This is a genomic window from Nocardia coffeae, from assembly GCF_019890715.1.
GTDB classification, from domain to species: domain Bacteria; phylum Actinomycetota; class Actinomycetes; order Mycobacteriales; family Mycobacteriaceae; genus Nocardia; species Nocardia jiangxiensis.
Genome location: NZ_JAINZY010000022.1, coordinates 78,510 through 104,271, shown reverse-complemented (window position 1 = coordinate 104,271; position 25,762 = coordinate 78,510). Strand labels below are relative to the sequence as shown.

Annotated in this window: 20 protein-coding genes and 1 pseudogene; 13 read left to right on the top strand and 8 right to left on the bottom strand. The window is 64.5% G+C overall.

Annotated features, from left to right (window positions below; all coding sequences use genetic code 11):
- Nucleotides 1–84 precede the first annotated feature (84 nt).
- Both K7711_RS43750 and K7711_RS43745 read right to left on the bottom strand, forming a co-directional pair.
- A complete protein-coding gene (locus K7711_RS43750; RefSeq protein WP_222978454.1) occupies nucleotides 85–486 on the bottom strand; it encodes a nuclear transport factor 2 family protein in 402 nt (133 codons plus the stop codon).
- On the bottom strand, nucleotides 483–1,106 hold the full coding sequence (locus tag K7711_RS43745; RefSeq protein ID WP_222978453.1) for a cysteine hydrolase family protein: 624 nt from the start codon (nucleotides 1,104–1,106) through the stop codon (nucleotides 483–485). Before K7711_RS43745 ends, K7711_RS43750 begins: the two co-directional genes overlap by 4 nt.
- Nucleotides 1,107–1,522: 416 nt before the next feature.
- Between K7711_RS43745 and K7711_RS43740 the strand changes: the two genes are divergently transcribed.
- A complete protein-coding gene (locus tag K7711_RS43740; RefSeq protein WP_222978452.1) occupies nucleotides 1,523–2,308 on the top strand; it encodes a GntR family transcriptional regulator in 786 nt (261 codons plus the stop codon).
- Between the two features lie 49 nt (nucleotides 2,309–2,357).
- Here K7711_RS43740 and K7711_RS43735 read toward each other — a convergent pair whose 3' ends face one another.
- A complete protein-coding gene (locus tag K7711_RS43735) occupies nucleotides 2,358–2,573 on the bottom strand; it encodes a hypothetical protein (protein ID WP_222978451.1) in 216 nt (71 codons plus the stop codon).
- 1,305 nt (nucleotides 2,574–3,878) lie between these two features.
- On the opposite strand from K7711_RS43735, the gene K7711_RS43730 reads away from it, so the two are divergent.
- From K7711_RS43730 to K7711_RS43710, 5 genes and pseudogenes are all read left to right on the top strand, one after another.
- Complete coding sequence (locus K7711_RS43730) at nucleotides 3,879–4,916, top strand: LLM class F420-dependent oxidoreductase (RefSeq protein ID WP_222978524.1); 1,038 nt, start codon at nucleotides 3,879–3,881, stop codon at nucleotides 4,914–4,916.
- Nucleotides 4,917–4,972: 56 nt separating this feature from the next.
- Nucleotides 4,973–5,194, top strand: coding sequence for a hypothetical protein (locus tag K7711_RS43725; protein WP_222978450.1), 222 nt, complete (start codon nucleotides 4,973–4,975; stop codon nucleotides 5,192–5,194).
- A gap of 37 nt (nucleotides 5,195–5,231) precedes the next feature.
- Nucleotides 5,232–6,046: pseudogene (locus tag K7711_RS49470) on the top strand (AraC family transcriptional regulator ligand-binding domain-containing protein); the annotation flags it as partial.
- Between the two features lie 168 nt (nucleotides 6,047–6,214).
- Nucleotides 6,215–6,814: a TetR/AcrR family transcriptional regulator gene (locus tag K7711_RS49170; protein WP_222978522.1), complete on the top strand. Its 600-nt coding sequence runs from the start codon at nucleotides 6,215–6,217 to the stop codon at nucleotides 6,812–6,814.
- 217 nt (nucleotides 6,815–7,031) lie between these two features.
- Complete coding sequence (locus K7711_RS43710; protein WP_222978445.1) at nucleotides 7,032–8,627, top strand: AMP-binding protein; 1,596 nt, start codon at nucleotides 7,032–7,034, stop codon at nucleotides 8,625–8,627.
- Between the two features lie 51 nt (nucleotides 8,628–8,678).
- Here the strand turns inward: K7711_RS43710 and K7711_RS43705 are convergent, their stop codons facing one another.
- The 3 genes from K7711_RS43705 to K7711_RS43695 form a co-directional block, all read right to left on the bottom strand.
- Complete coding sequence (locus K7711_RS43705) at nucleotides 8,679–9,704, bottom strand: LLM class F420-dependent oxidoreductase (RefSeq protein WP_372460260.1); 1,026 nt, start codon at nucleotides 9,702–9,704, stop codon at nucleotides 8,679–8,681.
- Nucleotides 9,705–9,871: 167 nt separating this feature from the next.
- The gene (locus tag K7711_RS43700) at nucleotides 9,872–12,025 is read right to left on the bottom strand and encodes a 3-hydroxyacyl-CoA dehydrogenase NAD-binding domain-containing protein (protein WP_222978441.1); all 2,154 of its coding nucleotides are present in this window, start codon (nucleotides 12,023–12,025) and stop codon (nucleotides 9,872–9,874) included.
- A 37-nt stretch (nucleotides 12,026–12,062) separates the two neighbouring features.
- Nucleotides 12,063–13,277: an acetyl-CoA C-acetyltransferase gene (locus tag K7711_RS43695; RefSeq protein ID WP_222978439.1), complete on the bottom strand. Its 1,215-nt coding sequence runs from the start codon at nucleotides 13,275–13,277 to the stop codon at nucleotides 12,063–12,065.
- A gap of 329 nt (nucleotides 13,278–13,606) precedes the next feature.
- On the opposite strand from K7711_RS43695, the gene K7711_RS43690 reads away from it, so the two are divergent.
- The 7 genes from K7711_RS43690 (at nucleotide 13,607) to K7711_RS43660 (ending at nucleotide 23,858) form a co-directional block, all read left to right on the top strand.
- Nucleotides 13,607–15,205, top strand: coding sequence for an acyl-CoA carboxylase subunit beta (locus K7711_RS43690; RefSeq protein ID WP_222978437.1), 1,599 nt, complete (start codon nucleotides 13,607–13,609; stop codon nucleotides 15,203–15,205).
- 8 nt (nucleotides 15,206–15,213) lie between these two features.
- Nucleotides 15,214–17,229: an acetyl/propionyl/methylcrotonyl-CoA carboxylase subunit alpha gene (locus K7711_RS43685; RefSeq protein ID WP_222978435.1), complete on the top strand. Its 2,016-nt coding sequence runs from the start codon at nucleotides 15,214–15,216 to the stop codon at nucleotides 17,227–17,229.
- On the top strand, nucleotides 17,229–17,993 hold the full coding sequence (locus tag K7711_RS43680; protein ID WP_222978433.1) for an enoyl-CoA hydratase/isomerase family protein: 765 nt from the start codon (nucleotides 17,229–17,231) through the stop codon (nucleotides 17,991–17,993). Before K7711_RS43685 ends, K7711_RS43680 begins: the two co-directional genes overlap by 1 nt.
- On the top strand, nucleotides 17,993–18,811 hold the full coding sequence (locus K7711_RS43675; protein ID WP_222978431.1) for a TIGR03084 family metal-binding protein: 819 nt from the start codon (nucleotides 17,993–17,995) through the stop codon (nucleotides 18,809–18,811). Before K7711_RS43680 ends, K7711_RS43675 begins: the two co-directional genes overlap by 1 nt.
- Nucleotides 18,808–20,598, top strand: coding sequence for an acyclic terpene utilization AtuA family protein (locus tag K7711_RS43670; protein WP_222978429.1), 1,791 nt, complete (start codon nucleotides 18,808–18,810; stop codon nucleotides 20,596–20,598). The genes K7711_RS43675 and K7711_RS43670 overlap by 4 nt, the downstream gene beginning before the upstream one ends.
- Nucleotides 20,598–21,746: an acyl-CoA dehydrogenase family protein gene (locus K7711_RS43665; protein WP_222978428.1), complete on the top strand. Its 1,149-nt coding sequence runs from the start codon at nucleotides 20,598–20,600 to the stop codon at nucleotides 21,744–21,746. The genes K7711_RS43670 and K7711_RS43665 overlap by 1 nt, the downstream gene beginning before the upstream one ends.
- 345 nt (nucleotides 21,747–22,091) lie before the next feature.
- Nucleotides 22,092–23,858, top strand: a complete 1,767-nt coding sequence (locus K7711_RS43660; RefSeq protein ID WP_222978427.1) for a multicopper oxidase family protein — start codon at nucleotides 22,092–22,094, stop codon at nucleotides 23,856–23,858.
- Nucleotides 23,859–23,901: 43 nt separating this feature from the next.
- Here K7711_RS43660 and K7711_RS43655 read toward each other — a convergent pair whose 3' ends face one another.
- Nucleotides 23,902–24,858: an SMP-30/gluconolactonase/LRE family protein gene (locus tag K7711_RS43655; RefSeq protein ID WP_222978426.1), complete on the bottom strand. Its 957-nt coding sequence runs from the start codon at nucleotides 24,856–24,858 to the stop codon at nucleotides 23,902–23,904.
- 37 nt (nucleotides 24,859–24,895) lie between these two features.
- The gene (locus K7711_RS43650; RefSeq protein ID WP_222978425.1) at nucleotides 24,896–25,654 is read right to left on the bottom strand and encodes a hypothetical protein; all 759 of its coding nucleotides are present in this window, start codon (nucleotides 25,652–25,654) and stop codon (nucleotides 24,896–24,898) included.
- Nucleotides 25,655–25,762: the final 108 nt, after the last annotated feature.

Genomic DNA, 25,762 nt, shown 5'->3' with positions numbered 1-25,762 from the left:
ATAGACCGAAAGGGTTGTCGGCGAACACGCGGGTCTTGCGCGGGTAGTCTCGCGCAACCGTCATCGCCTGCGGCCGATCCCCGCCTACGCGGTCGCGAAGACGGGCGCGAGGTCGATGAAGACGCGGTAGTCCGCGATTCGAGCGTCCCGGAGTCGCAGAGTCGAGGTGCACGGCACGGTGATGGTGCGACCGTCATGATGGGTGTAAGTAACTTGCGCCTCCACGCTGACGACTCGATAGGCGCCGTCATGACCTGTCCATATGCCTGAGATGTCGTGGCACACAGCGCGAAAGACGCCAGCCCTCTCGGCGAACAAGCGCGCCACCTTCTCACGGCCTGTGATCACCGGCCCATTACCGAACGCCACCCGGACGTCGTCGGCATAGTAGGCCGCGGTGCGCTCCACATCGCGGGCATCCACGGTTGCGAAGAATCCACGCACCCACGTCGATAGCGTCGCGGCATCAGACTCGGACACGCTCACTGGCCAGTCCTCTCCGACGCAAGCTCCAGCGCCTCTATCAGATCTGCGGTGGAGATGATCTCGGCGAGGGCGCCGAGCGAGGCGATGGCCCCGTTGTGCAGGGCTTCGGTGAACGTCGAGCAGGCATCTTCGACGACCAAGGTGCGGTAGCCGAGGTCGGCGGCAGCACGGGCCGCACCCTCAACCGCCATGTTCGTCGCGATACCACAAAACACCAGGGCGTCGACGCCAGCACCGCGCAGCAGCACATCGAGCTGGGTGCCTTGGAACCCGTTGAGCCGCTGGTGAGTCACAACGGTGTCGTCAGACAGTGGTTCGACCTCGTCCGCGATGGCCGCACCGGACGTACCTTCGACGTGAAGGTTGTCCCGCAAGATGTTCTTGAACAGCGGCGCATTGGCTACCAGGTCAGGGTGACCGGGCTGGAACGCGATACGGAGATATACGACTTTCGCGCCGGCACTGCGCGCGGCAACGGTGATGCGATTCGCATTCACCAAGACGTCGCGTCGCACGATTTCGCCGCGAAACGGCGCCGCGACAGCGCCATCGACCCCGACAAAATCGTTCTGAAGGTGAACGACGACGACCGCGGTCCGCAATGGGGTGAGTAACGTCACAACCAGAGGTTAGCCAACCCACCCGCATCTCACAATGGTTCACATGTGAATATGCGATTTTGACAACACGGCCCCGGGTTTTGGGACGACTCCCGCCGAGGGCTCGCTACAGTCTGCGGAGCAGTACCCGATGTCGAACCGACACAGACGCGCGGGCCGAGGTACGTCCCATCCCGCGCCGGGGTGACTCGGATCGAGGGGCCGCCAGTCTGCCAGTGGCTGCCCGGCGGTGATCAGATTGCCGACCATGGAACACCGACGGGCACACGATCATCCGAGGTTTCCCATCGTCAGCCGCGGGTCGTCAACCGACACCAACGAAGACCCGAAGGCAACTGTCAAACGTAGCGCACGTTCTCACAGTCGTATGTGAATCGATGCGGAACGATGGTTCGACCAAGTGCGATGATGAGTACATGACCTCCTCCCTGCCGCTTGCGTCTCGGGTCGATAAGATCGCTAATCTCCTCGACGGCGACGTGCCGATGCAAGTACAGATCTATCGGCAGCTCAAGTCCGAGATCGTCGACGGGCTGTGGATCGGACGCGACGGTTTTCCAGGCGAGCGTGAACTCGCCGATCGCTTCGGCGTCAGCGTGATCACTTCTCGCAACGCGCTCGAGCGACTAGCGCGGGAGGGGTTTATCGAACGCGGCCGAGGACGTCGCAGCCGAGCCACGTTCACGCCTGGTGGTACTTCCCCTGCGCTATCGTTCAACATGTTCCCCCCGCCGGATGTCCCTTCGCTTCGACACAAATTGATCAGCCACGGTATTGATATCGCACCGTCCGAAGCGTGCCGGGTTTTCGGCCTGGATCCAGGCAGCCAGCTATGGCAGGCGCTGCGCGTGGTTTCGCTGGGCCGCAAGCCGCTGTCCGTCTCACATCATGTGCAGCCGATCGAACTCGGCAAAAGGCACAGCCTCAAGGACTTGAAGACCCGGCACATGTTCGACATGTTTGTCTCCGAGGGCACGACACCCGTACGGTTGCACCGAAAGCTACTTGCGAGTACCGCGCCACCCGTGATCGCTCAACATCTCGGGCTTCCTGCCGAGAGTCCCGCAATGATGGTTGTGCTCCGCCTAGAAGACCAACACGGAGAGCCCCTCGAGTGGATGCGTGCTTTCGGACGCCCGGATCAGGCGATGGCGGAGGAGACGCTGGACATGGCTACCGGGTTCTGGAGTTCGGCTAGCTAGCTCAGACCTCGTCTCACGTGGACGATCAAGCCTGGTTCCTGGTAGCAGGTCAACGTCGCTGCGCGGATGAGAAAGGCGCGGAAGTTGGCATTCGGATATCTGGTTCGTTCGCGAACTTGCCACGGAGGAACTGTGCGGTTCCGCCGACCGGCAGGTGACTGATCCGTGACAGCAGACCGAGCGCGAACATGTTCTTGCGGCGTTTAGCATCGTTCTTGCCAATTCCCAACTCGGTCAGCGTGTTTCGAGTCAGCGACGACACCACCGACCGCGGTCCGAAGGCCGGCAGGATAGTTCGGCAGGACGGCGAGGTCGCTACCGAACATCACGGTGGCCGAGGTGAAGAACTCCTGCGTGTCGCACAGAGGCTGCGTTGGCCTCTGAAAGAGAGTAGCCCGGACCGCTTTCACAACCCGGGGGCGAAGTCGCGGAGTTCGGGATCGAGGTCGATGTCCTCGTGCAACCGGCCGGTTTTCACGGCGACCGAGCCGACGGACCGCCCGGGCGAAGCCAGTCCGTTGTCCGCGCATCGCAGCTCCGTCAGACTCGATGTGCCCGCACGGGTCCGCGTTGCGATGTGCGCGCTTCGCCCCCGACGTCGACGCGCTCCCGCAATCACTCAATGTCGGTGAGGACTCCGGGTCTGCGTTCGGTGTGTGCTCGATCCAGTGAGGGCGGTGCCACCATTGGGCATTGACGTATCTGCGCTCGCGCAGTGTGCGCGGATGACGGGCCGCGAACAGTTCGGTGACATTGACGTGCACAGATGCGTGGGGAAGTCGGCGCGGTCGACGTCGAGGTGTGTCAGCCGGGTGTGGCGCACGTCATCGGGGGTGAAGCCGAGGCGACGTACTTGATGGACGGCGGTCTCGGCTGGGACACCGATCCAGGCCGGGACAGCCCGGAGAGGTTGGCTCGTCGCGCCGGAACAGCCACGTCAGCAGGTCCTCCTGTATGCGTACAACCACCGACCTGCGGCGACGATATGCCGAATGCATGCCAAAAACGATACTTCACCTATGAATATGTGATTTACTACGGGCATGTCCAACTGGCCGTCAGCGCGGGGCTTGGCCGTGAGGCCAGGCAGGCCGTCGAAGACAGTCGCCACCACCGACTGCGCCCGCCAGGCGGTAAGACAGCGCGTCGAGGCGGTGTCGCCACCAGGTTCGAAACAGACATCGAAGCCCTTCGGGTCGGCACCGAACAGCCGGAACGGTCAAAGGGGTCGACATTCGAGCAGCCTCGCCCGAAACCCCAGCCGCCGACGAGCGATACGTCCTATAGTGATTTGAAATTTACTAATAGAGGGCTTAGGAGACCGGGGGCCGCCCCTCGGATTGATCCGAGAGACAAAGCTAGCTGGCTAGATTGGGTGACGGCTGGCGGCGCCAATCGATATTAAAGCGAACAGACTAGTGAATCAGAAGACACAAGTGACCGACACGAACGGGCGACGAAAGCGCAGGCACTCGGCATGCCCCTTGACCCATCTGGCCAGCCCAGCACGGCCAACCGAACCGCCTCGACGGTGCGATCCATGACCCCCGAGCGCGCCCGCCCGTACCGCATGCGCATCGACGCCAACATCGGCGGAGGGATAGATGACACGTTCGGTGGTGACCTGATATCTCTGGCCGCGCAGATCACGACCGCGGAGGCGATCGGGTTCGACGGGGTGTGGTCGACCGAGGTCAACCGCGATCCCTTCCTGCCGCTGGTGTTGGCGGCCCAGAAGTCACTGTCGATGACGTTGGGCACCGCCGTGGCGGTCGCGTTCGCGCGCAACCCGATGACGATCGCGACCGCAGCCAACGACCTGAACTCCTTCAGCCGGGGCCGGTTCGTCCTGGGACTGGGCTCACAGACACAGGCGCACATTACCCGGCGTTTCGCCATGCCGTGGTCGGCACCTGCCGAGCGCATGGCCGAGCACATACAAGCCCTGCAAGCGATCTGGCACAGCTGGCAAACCGGCGAGGAGCTGGACTTCCGGGGGCGCCACTACCAGCACACTCTGATGACACCCATGTTCCGGCCGGAGCCGAACCAATACGGGCCACCTCGGGTTGTGCTGGCGGCGGTGGGACCACGGATGACTGCCGTCGCTGGCCGGGCCGCGGACGGCCTGCTGGTCCACGGATTCACCACCCCGCGATACCTCAGTGACGTCACCGTGCCCCTGGTCGAGCACGAACTACGGGCACATGGACGTTCGCGCGACGACTTCACCATCTCCTACCCCGGGCTAGTCGCAACCGGCGCCAACGAGATTCAGTACCGCACCGCCGTGGACTCGGTGCGACACCAGATCGCTTTCTACGGCGCCACGCCGGCATATCGAGCGGTCCTCGACCTGCATGGGTGGGGAGATCTGCACGAGGAGTTGCACCGGCTGTCGAAAGCCGGTGACTGGGCGACGATGACGAGCTTGATCGACGATGACGTGCTTACAGCCTTCGCCGTGGTCGGCGAACCGAAGGAGGTAGGCCCCGAGATTATCCGGCGCTACAGCGGTTTGGTCGATCGGTTCACTCTGTACGCGCCGTACTCCCTTGACGACTCCACCAAGGCGACCATCGTCGACGGGATAAAGGGGTCGAGCTAATGCATCATCATCCAGCAAGGTCGACCAGTAGTTGCGTTACAAGGAAGCGATAGGCCATGAATACCGAGCGATGGCTTCTACCAGAAGGCGATCTACACCTACGCATCTGGCTGACCGATACGGTCTTCGACTACGCCGCGACAGCCGAAGCGGCGCGCAATCTGGTCCACGACTGGATCCGAAAACGCTGGTGCGCAATCGAACTGGTCCAGGAGGCGGTCGAAGACTCGTGGCTGATGCCGCGCCTGCCGTGCGAACGATTGTTCCTCGGTCCATGATCAGGCGCACAATGACACCGGCGAGGGCCGCCGCTACCCGATCAGTGCCTTCGGCATCTTCGGCTACACATGCGCCTCCAGTCCCACACTGCGCGAGGCGATCTCGCTGGCACTGCACTACTACCGGCTCGGCTGTGCCTTCTGCATCCCGATCGTCGAATCGCTGCCTCAGGAGATGCTCGCCTGGATCCACCACGACACCATCCCGCCGACGTCCAGCAGTTCCTCATCGAACGCGAAATCGTCGCCATGCACCGCATCGTCAGCGACCTATTAGGAGCGCGCGTCGAATTCACCCACCCCGCCACAGATCAAGCCGAGCGAATGGCCGAGCTCTTCGACGTATACCCGCAGTTCGACTGCGCCCATACGGTTTTCGGCATCGACCCGAGTCTCCTGTACGGCCCCTGTCCCAAGCCAACCGGGCCACCCGCACCATGTGGCGTGGCCCGGTGCCGCGACCTGCTGAACCAGCGCCGCGCTCGCGCAGGCATTGCCGCCGAAGTACGTGAGCTCCTGCTATTCAACTCCGGTGCAACGGGTTCGACACGCCCCGCCGCTCGACACCGCCGCACGCAAACTCGATCTCAGCTCCCGCACGTTTCGTCGCCGCCTCGAGGCCGCGGGCCACCAGCTACCGCACCTCCCCGTTTCGACGAGGTCCGCCGCACCCTGGCCGAAGAGATGCTGGCAGAAACCCCCGCTGACCACCGACGACATCGCGCTCCGGCTCGACTGCGCCGAGGCCACACCTTCATCTTCGCGTTCAAACGCTGGACCGGCACCACACCTGCCACCCGACTCCAAGGCCGAACGGGCCGCGGGCCACTAGCTCGGCAGGCAGGGCTGTAACCCGGTATTAACTAAAAGCGGATGGCACCAAGGTTTTGCACAGATCTTCGCAGATTTTACTGGGTAACAGCGCTGGGTTACCCTTACAGATAACGAAGCGTTGCAGTTGGTAAACCGTGAATAACACAGCCCTGGTTACCTTCGACTCGGCCCAGGAGGTGGTGGAAAATCAGCGAGCAGACGACCGACGACATCGAGACGCCGATTCGAATCCGGGACCCCGCGCGCAAAGAACGAATCCTCACCGCTGCCGCCGACCTGGTCGCACACAAGGGGTTTCATGCGGTGTCGATGTCGGACATCGGCAAAGCGGCAGGCATCACGGGGTCGGGCATCTACCGCCACTTCGACAGCAAATCCGCAGTGCTGGTAGCGCTGTTCGATCGGGTGATCGACAATCTCCTGCTCGACGAACAACGTATTGTGGAGACGGTCGACGACTTGCCAGAGGCGCTCAATCGCCTCATCGAGGGCCAAGTCGAATTCGTAGTGGCCGATCGCCAACTGGCGCAGGTCTATCACAACGAAATCAACAACCTGCCCGAAGAGGACAGCCGCCGCCTGCGGCGCAAGCAACGCATGTACCTCGAGGAGTGGGTACATCTACTCGACGAATTGCGAGATGAACTGTCGGACGCCGACACCCGCACTCTCGTCCACGCCGCAATCGGCGCGATCCAGTCGACACTGTTCCACAACGCCGGTCTACCGGAGGATCGGCTACGTCAACTGCTGATCACGGCCGCGCAGGTGATCCTGGCGATATGACCCGCTCGGCTGCCCAGGCCGGCCACCGATGCTGACCGCATCCGCTCAGACCATCAGGGGGTAAGTCTCTCCACGGCACCGTACCGGGAATGATTGCGAATTGACCCCTCAGCTAGTGAATGAGAAGTAACATATTCAGAAGGTTCGCACGGGAAGGCAGCGCGAACACGGTTCTTCATCGTTAACTAGTGTCTCTCACGGGACAAGAGGAGACTCGGTGTCCGAAAGCGCCCTGCGCACGAATCTGATTCATCGCGTGAACGTCGGTGACAGTCTGACCCGGATAACCGCGCGGTCGCCGAGAAAGGTCGCAGTCGTCGATGACCAGCGTTCCTACACCTACGATGAGTTCAACTTATGGGTCAACAGGGTGGCCAACGCATTGCATTCGCGCGGGTACCGACGGGGAGAGGTGTTGGCCCTCGCATCCGGAAACAGTGTCGAGTTCCTCGTCACCTACTTTGCCTGTGCGAAGTTGGGCGTGGTCTGCGTGCCGATCAATCTCGGCTGGGCGACAAGTGAAATCGGCTACGTCTTGCGTCACTCATCCGCACGCGGCATCGTGATCGAAAGCCAGTTGGTAGCCGCCATGTCCGCGGCCGTGGAGTCCGCGCCGGGCCTGGTAGACGTCGTGATAGCTCCCGGCACCACGCCCTTGCCCACCGACGAAGGCCACCACCTCACGTTCGCGGAGTTGACCTCGGCGGGAACATCCGCCGAGCCGGAACACTATGTAGCCGACCGCGACCCGATCAGCTACCTCTACACGAGCGGAACGACATCCGCTCCAAAGGGCGTGGTAGGCAACCACACCGCGATCTACCTCGAGTCCATGACCATGGCACTGGAAGCGCGGTTCGCCGCCGACGATCATTTCGTCGCCATGCTGCCCTTGTTTCATACCGCCCAGCTGAACTGCCACTGCACGGCGGCGATCATGGTCGGGGCAACGATCCATCTACGCCGCGGCTTCGACGCAGGCGAATTGCTGGCACAGATCGAGCGCGACCGCATAACACAGATCTTCGCCCTGCCGATGATGTACCGGACAATGCTCGAACACCCCGACATCGCCATACGGGATCTGTCCAGTCTGCGCAGAGCCTGCTACGCCATGGCGCCGATGCCGGACGCCCAACTGCGTCGCTGCATCGAAGTATTCGGCTGCGACTTCTACCTCCTGTTCGGCCAGACCGAAATGAGCCCGACAGCCACGATGTTTCGTCCCGAGCACCAACTGACCCACTCGGGCGCGGTCGGCACCGCGGTGGCAAATATCCAGGTCGCCATCATGGACGACAATGGCGCTCTGGTGAAGCAAGGCCAGGAGGGCGAGATCGTCTATCGCGGACCCCACACTATGACCGAGTACCTCGACAACCCGCAGGCAACCGAGGCAGCGTTCGCTCACGGCTGGTTCCATTCCGGCGATGTCGGCTACATCGACAACGATGGGATTCTCTGGTTCACCGATAGGGGAAAAGACGTTATCAAGTCCGGCGGCGAGAATGTGGCCTCGATCGAGGTAGAGAAGGCCATCTATGCGGCCGAACCCGAGGTCGCCGAAGTCGTGGTCGTCGGACTACCGCACGAACACTGGAGCGAGGCGATCACGGCCGTCGTGGTGCCGCGACCAGGTTCATCGATCGACGAAGCTCGGCTGATAGAAGCAGTTAAACAACTTATCTCCCCATACAAGGTGCCGAAATCGGTAATCGTCGTCAGCGAACTGCCGCGGACCTCGACAGGCAAAGTGCAGAAGAATATCGTGCGCCAGCGATTCGCCACCCACTACGCTCCGGATGGAGCATAGGGGCATCCGGCCGACCAATTGCCGAGTCCGCGGATCGTGGCTGAAGCAGTGTCAGGCGAGGACTGCTCGCGCCACCGTGTCGAGGTCGACCGGCAGTCCTTGCACAGCGATCGAGTCGATCACCGTGGATCCCCATCGGCAGATGTCTTCGCGAATCTTGCCGACGGGGCCGATGAGGGCCACCTGTTCGACGAGCGCGGTCGGGATCGCGGCGGCCGCGGCCTTTTTCTCCCCGCGCAGATAGAGATCCTGCACCCGCGCGGCGAGTTCCTCATGACCCATCCGGGCGAAGACGTCGTAGTGGAAATTGGCGCCGCGCGCACCCATCCCGCCCATATACAGCGCGAGATCCGGCCGCACCCGATCCGCAGCACGTTCGACATCCTCGTCGACCACGACCGGCACGGAGGCAATCACCTCGAACCGCCCGGGGCGGCCACCGGGACGCCGGGCGAATCCGGCATCGAGAGCCTCCCGGTAGAACGGGTCGGAGGCGGGAGAGAAGAACATGGCGTGCCAGCCGTCGGCAATCTCGGCGGCGAGCGAGATATTCCGGGGACCTTCGGCGCCGAGTTGGATCGGCAGGTCCGGTCGCAGCGAGTGCAGGGACGACCGCAACGGTTTGCCGAGCCCAGTCCCGCCGGTCATCGGCAGCCGATGAAATTCGCCCTCGTAAGCGAGCGGGCGTTCCCGCGCCAGGACTTCCCGGACCACATCCACATACTCACGGGTCCGCGCAAGTGGGCGGGAATAAGCGACGCCGTGCCAGCCCTCGGACACTTGCGGCCCGGATGCACCGAGACCGAGCACGAGCCGGCCACCGGACAAATGGTCGAGTGTCGCGGCGGCCATGGCAGTGGCCGCCGGCGTCCGAGCAGGGATCTGAGCCACGGCCGTGCCCAGTCGCACCCGCGTCGTGCGCGCCGCGCACCAGGCAAGCGGAGTGAACACATCGGACCCATACGCCTCGGAACACCAGATACCGTCGAAGCCGAGGTCCTCGATCTGCCGGACGCGGTCACCCCACCGGTCGGGCAACGCCCTCTGGAAGTGGCCGACGTTGATGCCCACTGGAATACTCATGCTGTGCGGCTCTCTTGATCAGTGTCTTTTGAGACGAGGTCCCGCGCCGAGTGGCCCGGAACCGAGAGCGCCCCGCTCGTTCCAATAACGGGGCGCCACCGGCTTCTCCGCAGTGCGTTTCCGAAGCCGCATTGCCCGAAATCGATTCTGCGAAGACATATCTACGCGAACTTCTCCCCCGCCGCGGCCTTCGCGAGGAGACTGGCGGTGGGGTCGAAACGTGCGCCGTACTTGGTGGCCAGTTCCTGTGCTCGGGCGACGAAACCAGCCACGCCGCCGGGGTATCCATTGATGTACTGGATGACGCCACCGGTCCAAGCGGGGAATCCGATGCCGAGGATGGAGCCGATATTGGCGTCGGCGACCGAGCGCAGCACGCCTTCGTCGAAGCACTTCACCGTGTCGATGGACTCGGCGAAGAGCATGCGCTCCTTCATGTCCTCGAACGGGATCTCGTAGCCCGGTGTGGCGAAGTGCTCGGCGAGCCCTTCCCAGATCCCGGCCCGCTGACCGTCGAGGTAGCTGTAGAAGCCCGCGCCGGTGGAACGACCCTTGCGATCGAACTCGTCCAGCATCCGGTCGATCACGGCCTCCGAGCCGTGCGTCACCCAGGCCTCGCCGACGGCGGCTTTGGTCTCCTCACGGATCTTGCGGGGCAGGGTCAGGGTCAGCTCGTCGAACAGTTGCAGGGGCGGCGCCGGATAGCCGGCCTGCAGTCCGGCCTGCTCGATCGACGCCGGCGCAATACCCTCCCCCACCATGGCCACGGCCTCGTCGAGGAACTTGCCGATGACACGGCTGGTGAAGAAGCCGCGGCTGTCGTTGGCGACGATCGGGGTCTTGCGGATCTGCTGGGCGAAGTCGATGGCCTTGGCCAGAGTTGCGTCGCTGGTCCGTTCGCCGACGATCATCTCCAGCAGGTTCATCTTGTCGACCGGGGAGAAGAAGTGCAGCCCGATGAAATCGGCCGGACGGGTGACGCTTTCGGCCAGCCCGGTGATCGGCAGCGTCGAGGTGTTGGACCCCAGCAGGGCATCCGGGGCGACGACGGGCTCGATCTCGGCGAACACCTTGGCCTTGAGGCCCGGGTCCTCGAAGACCGCCTCGACCACCAGATCCGCACCCGCCGCCGGCTCGACATCGGCCGTCGGGGTGATCCGGGCCAGAATCTCGTCGGCCTGCTCGCGAGTCACCGAGCCCTTGGCGATCGCCTTGTCCAGCACCTTGACCGAGTAGTTCTTGCCGCGCTCGGCCGCCTCGAGCGAGACATCCCGAAGGATCACCTCGATACCGGCCTTGGCGCACACGTGCGCGATGCCCGCGCCCATCATGCCCGCACCGAGCACGACGACCTTCTCGAAGGTCTGCTTCGGGTAGCCATCGGGCCGGGATCCACCGGAGTTGATCTGCTGCATGTCGAAGAAGAACGCCTGGATCATGTTCTTCGCGACCTGGCCGGTGACCAGTTCGGTCAGGTACCGCGACTCGATGGTCGAGGCGGTGTCGAAGTCGACCTGCGCCCCTTCGACCGCGGCGGACAGGATCGCCACCGGCGCGGGAAGATTCGCGCCCTTGATCTGCTTGCGCACATTCGCCGACAACGCGGGAAGGGTGGCCGCGAACGAGGGTGTGGCCGGGGTGCCGCCAGGGATCTTGTAACCCTTGACATCCCACGGCTGCGCCGGTGCTGGATTGGCCTCGATGTAGGCCTTCGCCTTGACCAGCAATTCCTCGCGGGTGTCGGCCAGGTCGTCGATCAAACCAAGTTCGGCGGCCTTGACGGCCGAGTAACGCTGCCCCTGCAGCAGGACCGCGGTCAAGGCCTTCTGGATGCCGAACATGCGCACGGTCCTCGTGAGACCGCCACCGCCGGGCAGCAGACCCAGCCCGGCCTCGGGCAGCCCGATCTGAGTTCCCTTGGCGTTCAACGCCACCCGGTGATGACAGGCGAGGGCGATCTCGAGCCCGCCGCCCATTGCCGCGCCGTTGATCGCGGCCACGACCGGTTTGCCCAGCTTCTCGAGCCGGCGCAGATCGGACTTGATCCGCTCGGCGAAGGCGAAGAACCCGGCCGCTTGCTCCTTGGTCGTCGCGATCAGATCGTTGAGGTCACCACCGGCGAAGAAGGTCTTCTTGGCCGAGGTCAGCACGACACCGACGATCGAATCCCGCTCGGCCTCCAGGCGATCGACGGTGGCAGCCATCGAGTCGATGTAGGCCTGGTTCATCGTATTGGCCGACTGATTCGGGTCATCGATAGTGAGCACGACGATTCCGTTGTCGCCGGACTCCCACCGGATGATGTTCTCAATCATGAGTGTATTTCCTTCTGCTGCTGGAAGATTCGCCGGTTCAGACACGCTCGATCAGAGTGGCCACACCCATACCGCCGCCGATGCACAGCGTGATCACCGCGCGCCGGGCGCTGCGGCGCTCCAGCTCGTCGACCATGGTGCCGGCGATCATGGCTCCGGTGGCGCCCAGCGGGTGGCCCATGGCGATGGCGCCGCCGTTGACATTGAGCTTCTCGTCGGGAATACCAAGATCCTTCTGGTATTTCAGGACCACGGACGCGAACGCCTCGTTGATCTCGAACAAGTCGATCTCCTCGACCGTCAAGCCGACGTGGTCGAGCAGCTTGCGCGTGGTAGGAGTCGGGCCGGTGAGCATGATGGTGGGATCCGCACCGGAGGTGGCGGTCGCCACGATCCGCGCCCGCGGCGTCAGGCCCAGATCCTTGCCGATCTGCTCACTACCGACCAGCACCAGGGCCGCGCCGTCCACGATGCCCGAGGAGTTCGCCGCTGTGTGCACATGCTCGATCCGCTCGACCGAGTGGTACTTCTGCAACGCCACCGCGTCGAAGCCACCCATCGCACCGGCCGTGGCGAACGACGGCGCAAGCTTGCCCAGACCCTCCACGGTCGATTCCGGACGCATGTGCTCGTCCCGGTCCAGAATCGTGATGCCGTTCTGATCCACCACGGGCACAACAGACTTCGCGAAATAACCACCCGTCCAGGCCTGAGCAGCCCGCTGCTGTGACCGCATCGCGTAACGGTCGACGTCCTCGCGGCTCAAGCCCTCCATCGTCGCGATCAGATCCGCGCCGATGCCCTGCGGCACGAAATACGTGGCGAAGTTGGTAGCCGGGTCCATCGCCCACGCGCCGCCGTCGGATCCCATCGGCACCCGGGACATCGATTCGACGCCGCCGGCGAGCACGAGCTTGTCGAAACCCGCACGCACCTTCTGCGCGGCGGTATTGACAGCTTCCAGACCCGACCCGCAGAAACGATTGAGCTGCACACCGGCAACGGTGTCCGGCAGACCGGCGGCCAGCGCCGCGGTCCGCGCGATCACCGCGCCCTGATCACCGACCGGCGACACCACGCCGAGCACGATGTCGTCGACCACCGCGGGGTCCAGGCCCGGATGACGTTCCAGCAGGTTGTGAATGAGCCCGACAACCAGCGAAACCGGCTTGACACCGTACAACGAGCCGTTGGCCTTGCCTCGCCCACGCGGGGTCCGGACGGCCTCGTAGATGAATGCTTCAGTGCTCACGATGAGCGGGTCCTTCCTCGAAGCGGTCGCGATCAGAGCGTGCGCGCAATTCCGTCATGATCTCGTTTTCCGCGGGAGCCGTCGCACAGCGCCGTTCACGGACATCGGATCCGCCAAACGCCGGGCGCCGCCGCTAGATAGTTACTCACAGATAACTCTGAGATCCAATCTCGATAGACTCACGCAGGACACGGTGGGAGATTACAGGCGTACGCCCAGGTTCCGCTAGCCTTCTCGCTAAGTTAGTATATCTTCATTCACTAACTCGCTAGCCAGACCCACGACGTGGGGCCATGATCGCGACTTCTCGAAAATCGAAAGGCGTACGGATGCCCGTACTCAAGTCCGAGGTCGACACCGCAGCGTCGGCATACCGGGAAAACCACCGCGTGCAGTCGGATGCGGTGGCGACCTTGCATGAGCAGCTCAAGTTGGTCGCGGCAGGTGGCGGTGAGCGCTACGCCAAGCGCCATCGCGATCGGGGCAAGATGCTGGTGCGGGAGCGGATCGAGCTGCTGATCGACCGGGACGGCCCGTTCATGGAACTGTCCGCCCTGGCGGCCTGGGGCACCGAGTTCAACGTCGGTGCCGCGATCGTCACCGGAGTCGGCGTGGTCTCCGGCATCGAATGCATGATCATCGCCCACGATCCCACCGTGCGCGGCGGCACCATGAATCCCTATACGCTGCGAAAGAACCTGCGCGCGTTGGAGATCGCCCGAATCAACCGGCTGCCGGTGGTGTATCTGGTCGAATCCGGGGGCGCCGACCTGCCGACGCAGGCGGAACTGTTCGTGCACGCGGGCCGGATTTTCCACGAGCTGACAGAGCTATCGTCGATGGGCATCCCGACCGTCGCACTGGTGTTCGGCAACTCGACCGCCGGCGGCGCCTACGTCCCCGGCATGTGCGACTACGCGGTGATGGTCGACAAGGGGGCGAAGGTCTTCCTGGGCGGACCGCCGCTGGTGAAGATGGCCACGGGCGAGGATGCCGACGACGAGGAGCTCGGCGGTGCGGACATGCACTCGCGGGTATCGGGCCTGGCCGACTACTTCGCCGTCGACGAGACCGACGCCATCCGCATCGGCCGCGACATCGTGGCCCACCTCAACTGGCGCAAACTCGGCCCCGGCCCCTCGCTGACCGCCGACGAGCCGCTCTACGACGCGGAGGACTTGCTCGGCATCGCCTCCGGCGACCCCCGCATCCCGTTCGACCCGCGCGAGGTGATCGCGCGCATCGTCGACGGTTCGCGCTTCTCCGAGTACAAGCCTCGCTGGGGCACCAGCATCGCGACCGGCTGGGCGTCGATCCACGGTTTCCCGGTCGGCATCCTCGCCAACACCCGCGGTGTGCTGTTCAGCGAGGAAGCGAAGAAAGCGACGGAGTTCATCCTGCTCGCCAACCAGACCGACACTCCCCTGATCTTCCTGCACAACGTCACGGGCTTCATGGTCGGCACCGAGTACGAGCAGGGCGGGATCATCAAGGACGGCGCCAAGATGATCAACGCCGTGACCAATAGCGACGTCCCGCACATCAGCATCAATATCGGCGGCTCGTTCGGCGCGGGGAACTACGGAATGTCCGGCCGCGCTTACGATCCGCGCTTCATGTTCACTTGGGCCAATGCCCGCCTGGCCGTGATGGGCGCGCAACAGCTCGCCGGCGTGATGTCGATCGTCGGCAAGGCCTCCGCTGCCGCCTCGGGCCGGGAGTTCGATGCAGAGGCCGACGCGCAACGAACCGCAGCCATCGAGCGTCAGATCGAGGCCGAATCGCATCCGTTCTATGTTTCCGCTCGCATCTACGACGACGGTGTGATCGATCCTCGTGACACCCGGTCCATTCTCGGAATCTCCCTGTCCGCAGCCCATTCCGCCAAGGTCGCCGGACGCCGCGGCTTCGGCGTCTTCAGGATGTGAGTAACCCTATGTCTTCGACTCTTCAGGGGCGTTCGATCACCAAACTGCTGATCGCCAACCGCGGCGAGATCGCCGCCCGGATCATGCGCACCGCACACCAGATGGACATCGCGACGGTAGCGGTCTACTCCGATGCCGACCGCGACGAGCCCTATGTGCTGCAGGCCGACGAATCGGTCCATCTGCCCGGCACCGCCCCTGCCGACACCTACCTGCGGGCCGATCTGATCCTCGACGCAGCGCGCCGCACCGGGGCGGACGCGGTTCATCCCGGCTACGGATTCCTTTCCGAGAATGAGCAATTCGCGCGCGACTGCGCCGCGACCGGGGTGACCTTCGTGGGTCCGAGCCCCGCGGCGATCGCCGCCATGGGCTCGAAGATCGAGGCAAAACGTATGATGGCCGCCGCGGGAGTTCCCGTCCTTCCCGGTGCGACCGTGGCGAGCGAGTCCGACGAAGAACCGGAGCGCTTGCGCGCCGCCGCGCAGGACATCGGTTTTCCGATCCTGGTGAAAGCGGCCTACGGTGGCGGCGGTCGCGGTATGCGTATCGTGACCGGCGAAACCGAACTTGTCGAAGCCGTGCGCAGCGCGCGGCGTGAGGCGGCCTCCGCCTTCGGTAACGGCACGGTCTTCCTGGAGAAGTTCGTCGAATCGCCCCGGCACATCGAGGTGCAGATCTTCGGTGACAGCCACGGCACCGTGGTGCACCTCGGTGAACGGGAATGTTCGATCCAGCGGCGATATCAGAAGATCATCGAGGAATCCCCGTCCACCGCCGTCGACGACGCCCTGCGTGACGAATTGGGCCGCGCGGCGGTCGCCGCCGGCAAGGCACTCTCGTACGAGGGCGCCGGAACAGTGGAATTCGTCATGGCACAGGACGGTTCCTTCTACTTCCTGGAAGTCAACACCCGTCTGCAAGTCGAGCACCCGGTAACCGAGCTCGTCACCGGCATCGACCTGGTACGAGGTCAGTTGCTCGTCGCCGCGGGCGAGCCGCTGCCCGAGCAGATGCTCGACGCCAAGCCGACCGGACACGCGGTGGAAGTACGCCTGTACGCCGAAGACGTTGCGGCGGGCTTCATTCCGGCCTCGGGAACGTTGACCACCCTGGAGTTCCCGAACCTGCCCGGCGTCCGCATCGACGCCGGATTCACCTCCGGTTCGCAGGTGAGCACCTACTACGATCCGATGCTCGCGAAGGTGATCGGCTATGGCGCCAACCGCACCGCGGCCTGCGATCTGGTGGCGCGGGCGCTGCAGGAGACCCTGGTGCACGGGGTCGCCACGAACCGGGACCTGCTCATCGGCATTCTGCGCGAACCAGAATTCCGGACCGGCGCCATCGACACCGGCTATCTGGACCGGCACCACCCGGTGGAACTGATGGCGCGTCGTGGTGTCGCCGAGCCTGCGACCAAGGTTCACGCGCTGGTGGCCGCGCTCGCCGCACAGGCGGATCGGCGCGCGCATACACTAATCCTGCCCGGCCTCCCGTCCGGGTTCCGGACACTTGCCAGTGCCCTGCAATCGGTGTCTTTCCGCTGCGGCGACCAACAGTACGACGTCGAGTACCGCTTCGACCGCGCCGGACTCACCGCCCACATCGATGATTGGGCGCCGCACACCGTGGTTCTCGACAAGACGACCGCCGGGCTGGTCGACGCCGTCATCGACGGTGTCCGCCGGCGGTATCGCGTCACCTCCTCCGGGACAACGTATTTCGTCGACAGTGCCCTCGGAGCCTCCGAGCTGCACGAGATCGAACGTTTCCCCGACCCGAGCGAAGTGAAGGAGGCCGGTTCACTGCTTGCGCCAATGCCGGGAACGGTCGTCCGGGTCGAAGTGACCGAGGGACAGGCAGTGTCCGCGGGCGACCCGGTCGTCGTGCTGGAGGCGATGAAGATGCAGCACACCATTCGCACGCCCGCCGACGGCATCGTCGTCAAGCTGCCGGTAGCGGTGTCCACGCAGGTCGACTCCGGACAGGTGCTCGCGATCGTCCAGGACCGAGTCGAGTAATGGCCGATGAGGTTCGCTACGAGATCCGCGACGGCATCGCGTGGCTGACGATCAATCGGCCTGCTGCCCGCAACAGTCTCAACCGGGCCGTGCGGGACGGACTCTTCGAGGGTGTACGCCGGTTCAACGAGGACGACCAGGCGAAGGTCCTCGTCCTCACCGGAGCCGGCGATAAAGCCTTCTGCGCCGGCGGCGATCTCAAGGAGATGTCCGAGTCGAAACTGACGATCCCGCCGATCGATTTCGTCCCGCAGTTCGGACGCAATATCGAGGTCGACAAGCCGACGATCGCGGCGGTCAACGGCGCGGCCTTCGCCGGCGGCTTCCTGCTCGCGCAGACCTGCGACCTGTGTGTCGCCTCGACGACAGCGACATTCGCCATCTCGGAGGTGAAGGTGGGCCGCGGATCGCCCTGGGCGGCACCGCTTCCGCTGATGATCCCCCGGCGGGTGGCGATGGAGATCGTCCTGACGGGTGCGCCGATGACCGCGCAGCGCGCCTACGAGATCGGCTTCGTCAACCAACTCGCCGAACCCGGCGAATTGCCTGCGCGCGCGCAGGCACTCGCGCTACAGATCGCCGCGAACGCGCCGCTGTCGGTGCTGGCGGGCAAGCAGACGATGACGCTCACCGCGGAACATACGCTGCGAGAATCCTTCGACCACGCCGAAACCATTTGGGCTCCAGTCTATTCCAGTGCGGACGCCCAAGAGGGGATGGCCGCCTTTGCCGAAAAACGCACTCCGAAATGGCAGGGAAAATAATGGCTCTCGACTACGCCGCACTACTGCACGACCTCAGGCAGGAGAGCGACTCGCTCCTGGACTGCCTGCGCTCGTCGACCGCACAGGTCTGGGAGACCGCGACGCCCGCGGCCGGCTGGGCTGTCCGAGACCAGGTGTCGCATCTGGCATTCTTCGATGACGTCGCCCTGCTCGCCATGACCGATGCCGACCGGTTCCGGTCAGAGGCCGAGAGCCTGACCGCTCGCGGAACCGACTTCCCGGACCGTGTCGCTGAAGATTACCGGCGGATGGCGCCGGTCGATCTGCTCGAATGGTTCATCGACTCCCGTACGCGGCTGCTCGCGGCATTCACCGAGGCGGATCCGCGCCAGCGAATGCCGTGGTTCGGCCCGGATATGAGTGTGGCCTCGTCGGCGACCGCTCGGCTAATGGAGACGTGGGCGCACGGCCAGGACGTGTACGACACCGTGGGTGTCGAACATCCGGTCAGCCCGGGACTGCGCAGCATCGCCCATCTCGGCGTGAGCACCTTCGCCTTCGCCTATCGCCTCAATGATCGTGAGGTTCCCGAGGACTCGGTGCGGGTCGAGCTGAGCGCACCGGACGGCGGCGAGGTCTGGACCTGGGGGCCCGACGACGCGGTCAACCGGATCGCCGGGCCCGCAGAGGATTTCGTCCTCGTGGTCACCCAACGCCGGCATGCCGAGGACACCGAACTGTCCATTCACGGTGATGTCGCCTCCTCCTGGATGGATATCGCCCAGGCCTTCGCGGGTGCGCCAGGCAGCAAGCGCCCCCACCTCGCCGTCACTCCCGACAAGAAGACCCCGATATGATCGACACGACAACACCGCGGCGACCGGTTCGCATCGGCAACGCGTCCGCGTTCTACGGCGACCGGATCGCGTCGTTCCGAGCGATCGTCGAGGGTGGAGCCATCGATGTGGTGACCGGCGACTACCTGGCCGAACTCACCATGCTCATTCTGTGGAAGGCCAAGCAGAAGGATCCCGAAACTGGTTACGCGCGAACATTTCTCACGCAGTTCGCCGAGGCGGTCGGCACGTGCGCCGAGCGCGGTATCAAGATCGTGGTCAACGCCGGCGGGCTGAACCCGGCCGGGATGGCCGCCCGGGTGCGGGAAATCGCGAACGCGGCGGGCGTGCAGATGTCGGTGGCGCACGTCGAAGGCGACGACATCATCGAGCGCCTCCCCGCACTACAGGCCGCCGGCCACTCGTTGCACCATCTCGACAAGGGCATGACTCTCTCCGAGTCCGGCGCGGAACCGGTGTCCGCGAACGCCTATCTCGGCGGCTGGGGCATCACGGCCGCTCTGGCCCGCGGCGCCGACATCGTGATCACCCCGCGGGTAACCGACGCGGCGCTGATCTCGGGTGTCGGCGCCTGGTGGCACAACTGGACCCGAACCGACTTCGACGCCCTCGCCGGGGCGATCGCCGCTGGCCACATCATCGAATGCGGACCGCAGGCGACCGGCGGAAACTACTCCCAGATCCACGAGATCACCGACCGTCGGTATCCGGGTTCGCCGATCGCCGAGCTGGCACACGACGGCAGCTTCGTCATCACCAAACACGACGGCACCGGCGGATTGGTGTCGCCCGGCACGGTCACCGCCCAGCTGCTCTATGAAGTCGACTCACCCGCCTATCTGAATCCGGACGTCGTCGCCCATTTCGACTCGCTCGAACTGAGTCAGGACGGCGAGAATCGCGTCCGGGTCACCGGGGCCAGGGGCACGCCCCCGCCGTCGGCACTGAAGGTCGCCATGAACTACATCGGCGGCTACCGCAACACGATGACCCTGGTGCTCACCGGGCTGGACATCGAGGAGAAGGCACGCTGGGCCGTCGACGAGCTGTTCGACATTCTCGGCGGCCGTGAACGTTTCGACGATGTCGCCGTGGAGTTGCTGCGCTACGACGTCCCCGAGCCGACGCGGCTGAGCCAGGCGAGCGCGCATCTGCGGGTCACCGTCAAGGACCGCGACCGCACCAAGGTCGACCGCGCGTTCTCCAACGCTGTGCTCGAATTGGCGGTCGGCGGCTACGCCGGATTCCACACCACCACCCCACCCTCCTCAGCGAGCGAATTCGGGGTGTACTGGCCGACTGTCGTTCCCGCGACCGAGATCGAACACGTCGTCGTGCACGGCGACGGCACCCGTGAGATTATCCCACACTGCCCGCAGACCGACGACCGCTGCTGCGGCGCCATTGCCAGTGTCGAACCTTCGATCGTCACAACCGAGTTCGGCCCCGCCACGCGCCGGGCACTGGGATCGGTCGTCGCAGCTCGCTCCGGCGACAAGGGCGGCAAGGCGAACGTCGGGGTCTGGACCGACACCGACGAGCAGTGGGATTGGCTGCGTTCCCATCTCACGACCGAAAAGTTCACCGAACTGGTCGCCGACGCAAAAGGGTTCGAAGTCCGGCGCTACGAGTTCCCCAACCTTCGAGCGCTGAATTTCGTGATCGTCGGCTTCCTCGGCGATGGCGTCGCGTCCTCGACCCGAACCGACCCGCAAGCGAAGGGACTCGGCGAGTTCCTGCGCGCCACCTACACCGACGTTCCCGACAAACTCGTTGGAGCACTCTGATGGATTTCATCGAATCAACCGAACAGCAAGAGCTGCGCCGTGCGGTCGCAGCGATCACCGACAAGTACGGCCCGGCCTACTACGCCGAACGAGCCAGTGCGCACGAACCCACCAACGAGCTCTGGCAGGACCTCGCAGATCACGGATTCATCGGAATCAACCTGCCCGAGCAATACGGTGGCGGCGGGGCCGGAATGACTGAACTGGCCATCGTCTGCGAAGAAACCGCCGCCCACGGCTGCCCGCAGCTGCTGTTGCTGGTATCCAGCGCGATCTCCGGCGAGCTGCTGAGCAAATACGGTTCCGACGAGCAGCGCCGGGAATGGCTGCCGCGCATGGCGTCGGGCACCAAGGTCGTCTTCGCCATCACCGAACCGGACGCGGGCTCGAACAGCCACCGGATATCGACGACTGCCGTCCGCGAGGGCGACGACTACGTCCTGACCGGAACGAAGTACTACATTTCCGGGGTCGACGAGGCCGCGGCGCTCATCGTGGTCGCCCGGACCGGCCGCAGGGAGGACGGCACCGCGACGATGTCGCTGTTCCTCGTCCCCACCGACGCGCCCGGCCTCGTCAAACATCCGCTCCCCGTGGGGATCAGCCTGCCTGAGAAGCAGTACACCCTGCATTTCGACAAGGTCAGGCTTCCCGCGGACAGCATCATCGGCGTCCTGGACGAAGGTTTCCGCCATGTCTTCGATGGCTTGAACCCGGAGCGGATCACCGGGGCGGCCGTCTGTGTCGGCATCGGCCGATTCGCCGTCGACCGTGCTGCCGCCTATGCCCGCACCAGATCGGTGTGGGGGTCGGCAATCGGTGGCTACCAATCGATCTCGCATCCGCTCGCCAAGGCAAAGATCGAAGTCGATCTCGCCGCGATGATGACCGTGAAGGCTGCGTGGCTCTATCAGAACGGCCTGCCCGCCGCGGAAGCCGCCAATATCGCCAAATACGCCGCCGCGGAGGCGGCCATTAGCGCGGCCGACCACGCCATCCAGGTGCACGGCGGCAACGGCATCAGCAGCGAATACGGACTGATGCCCCAGTGGGGCCTGGCGCGGCTGCTGCGCATCGCGCCGGTCAGCCGCGAGATGATCCTCAATTACGTTGCGCAGCACAGTCTTCGCCTCCCACGGTCGTACTGATCCACAGGCAGGAGCTGACACGCGGACCGGGGCATCCTCCACGAGCACATCAAATCCTATGAGGACACTCCTCGGGCCATGATCAGCGGGGCCCAGCTCTCCGCCCGGCGCCACGCCGCAGGGGTCGAACAGGTGCTCGAGACCTGACAGCGTGGGCCTACCTGATATCGGCGCACGCTTCGACACGCAGCGTGACAATGCGTGACATCAGTTGTGTTGGTACCGGTTTGGAGATCGGCCGTCGAGTGTCGACCGTCGATTCAATAAATTGACGACTGACAACTTATTTCGTATGGTACCCACGTCGAGCTGCCCTTCCGTCCACGGCCCCATCGAGGAGACTTCGTGATCCGCCAGCCCCGCAGTCTGGGACGTCGACGCTTCCTGTCCGCAGTAGCGGCAGTTACGGCCAGCGGCTGGGCAGCGTCCCAGGTCTCGACCGTCAAGGCGGATCCTTCTGTCCCGCAACAGGATCCGTCCGTCGACATCGTTGCGCCACCGTCTCCGAAGGTGCAACCGTTTGTCGACGAGCTTCCTGTCCCGCCGGTCGTCCGCGGCAGCCGGGCCCTGGCGGTGGACCCCAGCACACATCGCTTCCACCGCGATCTCGGTGTCGCGCCGACCTGGTCCTATGGCGGGGCCCCTTACCTGGGACCGACCATCGAGGCTCATGTTGGCGAGCCGATCGAGCTGTCCTTCTCCAATTCCCTCGGCAAACATCTGTTCGCGAGCGATGTCGACACATCCATGGACGGCGCCACCGATCAGGACAGGACAGCGCCCCGCGTCGCGGTGCACCTCCACGGTGCAGTTACTCCGCCGGATATGGACGGGCACCCAGAAGACACCTTTCGGCCTGGTGAAACCAAGCTCTACCGACATCACAATCGGCAGGACGCGACCACACTCTGGTATCACGATCACGCGATGGGCATCACCCGCCTCAACGTGGTCGCCGGCCTCGCTGGCATGTATCTGCTGCGCGACGACTACGACACCGGCACGGCCGGCAACGCACTAGGGCTGCCCAGCGGCGAATTCGAAATCCCTCTGGTGATTGCCGACCGTCGCTTCAACGACGACGGCTCACTGCGCTTCCATACCGTGCGCTGGATCCAGGAAGGCCGCTGGGAGGGCGCCATGCTCGGCGACCTGATCACGATCAACGGCACGGTCCATCCTCGCGCCACGGTGGCCCGCGGCATGTATCGGTTCCGGATGCTCAACGCATCCAACTACCGGGAATACCGGCTGTCGTTCTCCAATCGGACCAGGTTCTGGGTCGTAGGCAACGACAGCGGTCTGCTCGACCAACCCGTATACCTCGATGAAGTCGAGATGGCACCCGGCGAACGGCTCGACATCGTCGCCGACTTCACCGGGCTCCGCGCGGGAGAGACCGTCGACCTGCTGAACAGCTTCGAATTCGGACCGGGTCTCGCCCAGGCCCTCGGCGCACAAACCATCGCGACGCTGATGCGGTTCGTAGGTACGGGAGTCACCGGCTTCGCCGCCGCACCCCCGACCGCGCTACGCGGTGGCAAACGCCGATCCGCCGCGCTACCGCCTGTGCCGACCACAGGCCGACGCCGCGTCATCACCCTCAACCAGTTCCCGGCAGCGTCATGGCCGCCGTTCACCGGCAACATGAACAACCTGCGCTACCAGGACAATCCGATACCCGAACCGCGGCAGGGCACAACCGAAATCTGGGAGTTCGTCAATAACTCGCCGGACTCGCACCCGATGCACCTGCACCTGGTCCGCATGCGGATCCTCAACCGCCAGCCTTTCAATACGATCGGATATCTCGCCCAGAATCCCGTACCGCCGGAGGGCACGTATTGGGCGCCCGACCCCACGCGATTCCTCAGCGGCGCTCCCGAGCCGCCACGGGCATGGGAAGTAGGCCCCAAGGACACCGTCACCTGCCCGGCCGGCATGGTCACGCGGGTGTCCATCACCTTCCCTACCGCCGACGAACTGGGATTCGACCCCGACGCGATGTTCCACGGTGGCGACCACATGATGATGCAGGGCTACGTCTGGCACTGCCACCTGATCGACCACGAGGACGAATGCATGATGTCGCGGTACCGCCTGCGCCGCTGAGTAACCGTTGGTACAACCGCGCGGTACCCGGTCATACCATCGGTTACCGGACAGGCGTGAGATCAACACCGGCCGGCGGTCGCAGTCTGCGCAGTGTGCCGTCGCTGCAGGTGATGTAGAGCGCCCACCGGTCCCCATCACGGGCGATGCGGACCGAGGTCGGGCCACGCGGCGGGACGGGTGTCGAGTTGGGAAGGAACCACCCCGCCGCTACGGTGCAGCTTGTACCAGTGGCGGGGTCGAATTGGTAGACGCTGCCGGAATTGTCGCCGGCCACGAACAAGGTGCCCGACTTGGTTGCCGCCATGTCGTCGAGGCCCGGGAAGAGTCCGTCGCGGATCTCGCCCACAACCGACGGTTTATCGGGTGCGTCCAACGGTATGCGGATGATCCTGGACAGCAGCATGTCCTCGGTGTAGACGGTCCGGCGATCCGAGGAGAGGGCGAGACCGTTGGGGGTCTCCGTCTTGGCCCAACTCGAAGTGAACTTGCCCGTTGCGGGCCGATATCGATCGATGCCTATCGGCTGCGTGGGGGCGGTCAGGTGCGTAATAAGGAGATCGCCGTCGGGCAGCAGTAGCAGGCCGTTGGGTTGTACCAGACCCTTCAGCACCGTTGTGACCGTACGGCTGGTTGTGTCGAATCGCTGCAGTGTGCCGGTTCCGTTCGGCGATGACTGGTCACCGGTCAGGAAATACAGATGCTTTCCCACCAGTCGCAACCCCGCGGGGCTATCGAGATGCGCGAGGACCGGCGTCACCTTCGACTGGGCATCGAGGTGGTAGAGAACCCCAGCGCCCAGCCCGGCAACGTAAAATCCACCTCGCCCGTCCGATTCGAGGTTTTCCAGCATACCCAGCCCCGACGCGAGGGTGTCGGAATGCCATCCCGCCGAACATTCGCCGACATCAGCGCCCGCGGGCGCTGTCGGCCACACCAACATGAACGTGGCGATTGCCGCGGCGGTGAGCAACCCCGTGAGGGTTCGACGAGTTCTCATAGGAATTCCTCTTGGATGCGCTACCAGCACTCAGGCCCTAGCTAGCGATCAACTGGACCACGACGATGGCCGCGAGCATGATCACGAATGTGAGATGATACCGGCCCAGCGTCCTTGCCGAGCGCATCTGCACTTCGGCGGGCTCGGTATTGCCGCCCAGACGTACGGCGGCCGGCCAGGTCCGCAGACCCGCGAGCACGAGAAACACCATGAGGATCGCGAGAGAAGTCGGTGCCGCCCAGTCAGGTATTCCGCTGCCCAGCAGCTGCGTGAGCAGCACCCCGAGTGTCACGCTCACGGCCAGGGACACGGCGGCGAGGTTAGGGCGGACCGCAGTCGCTGTCATCACGGTGTAGTAGCCGACAACAGTCGATCGGTCACGCTCTGTCAGCACCGCGTCGAGCCGTGCCGCCGGCCTATCGACCAGCACTTCGTTCCAGAGCGTAGCGGCCAGGAAACCGGCGCCACCGGCCGCGATCGTCGTACTGACAGTGCCTCGCTCGACGGCTGGCTGGATCGCCACGATCGCCGCCATCATCGCCATACCCATCACGTGGTACCCGAGCAGGCGCCGGACGATCGGCAGCTGCACATCGAGCGAATCCGGCGATGTGACCAGGCGGCGGGCGGCGGGCCGGATTCGTAGCACGCCGACAACGAGAAACATGATCATGATGCAGACGCATGTCACCGCCGCCCAGACGGGACCATCACCGCACAGCTGCATCGCGAGGCCCACACCGATAACCACGAGCACGGCGCTCAGCACGACACGGGCGGCCGCGGCGTCGATCACCCGGGCGTAATACCCCGACAGCAGGGTCGGCTCCAGTGGACCCATGCGATCGACCGCGCGTAGCGCTGACCTGCCGACCAGGAACTCACGCCAGAACAGCCCGCCGAC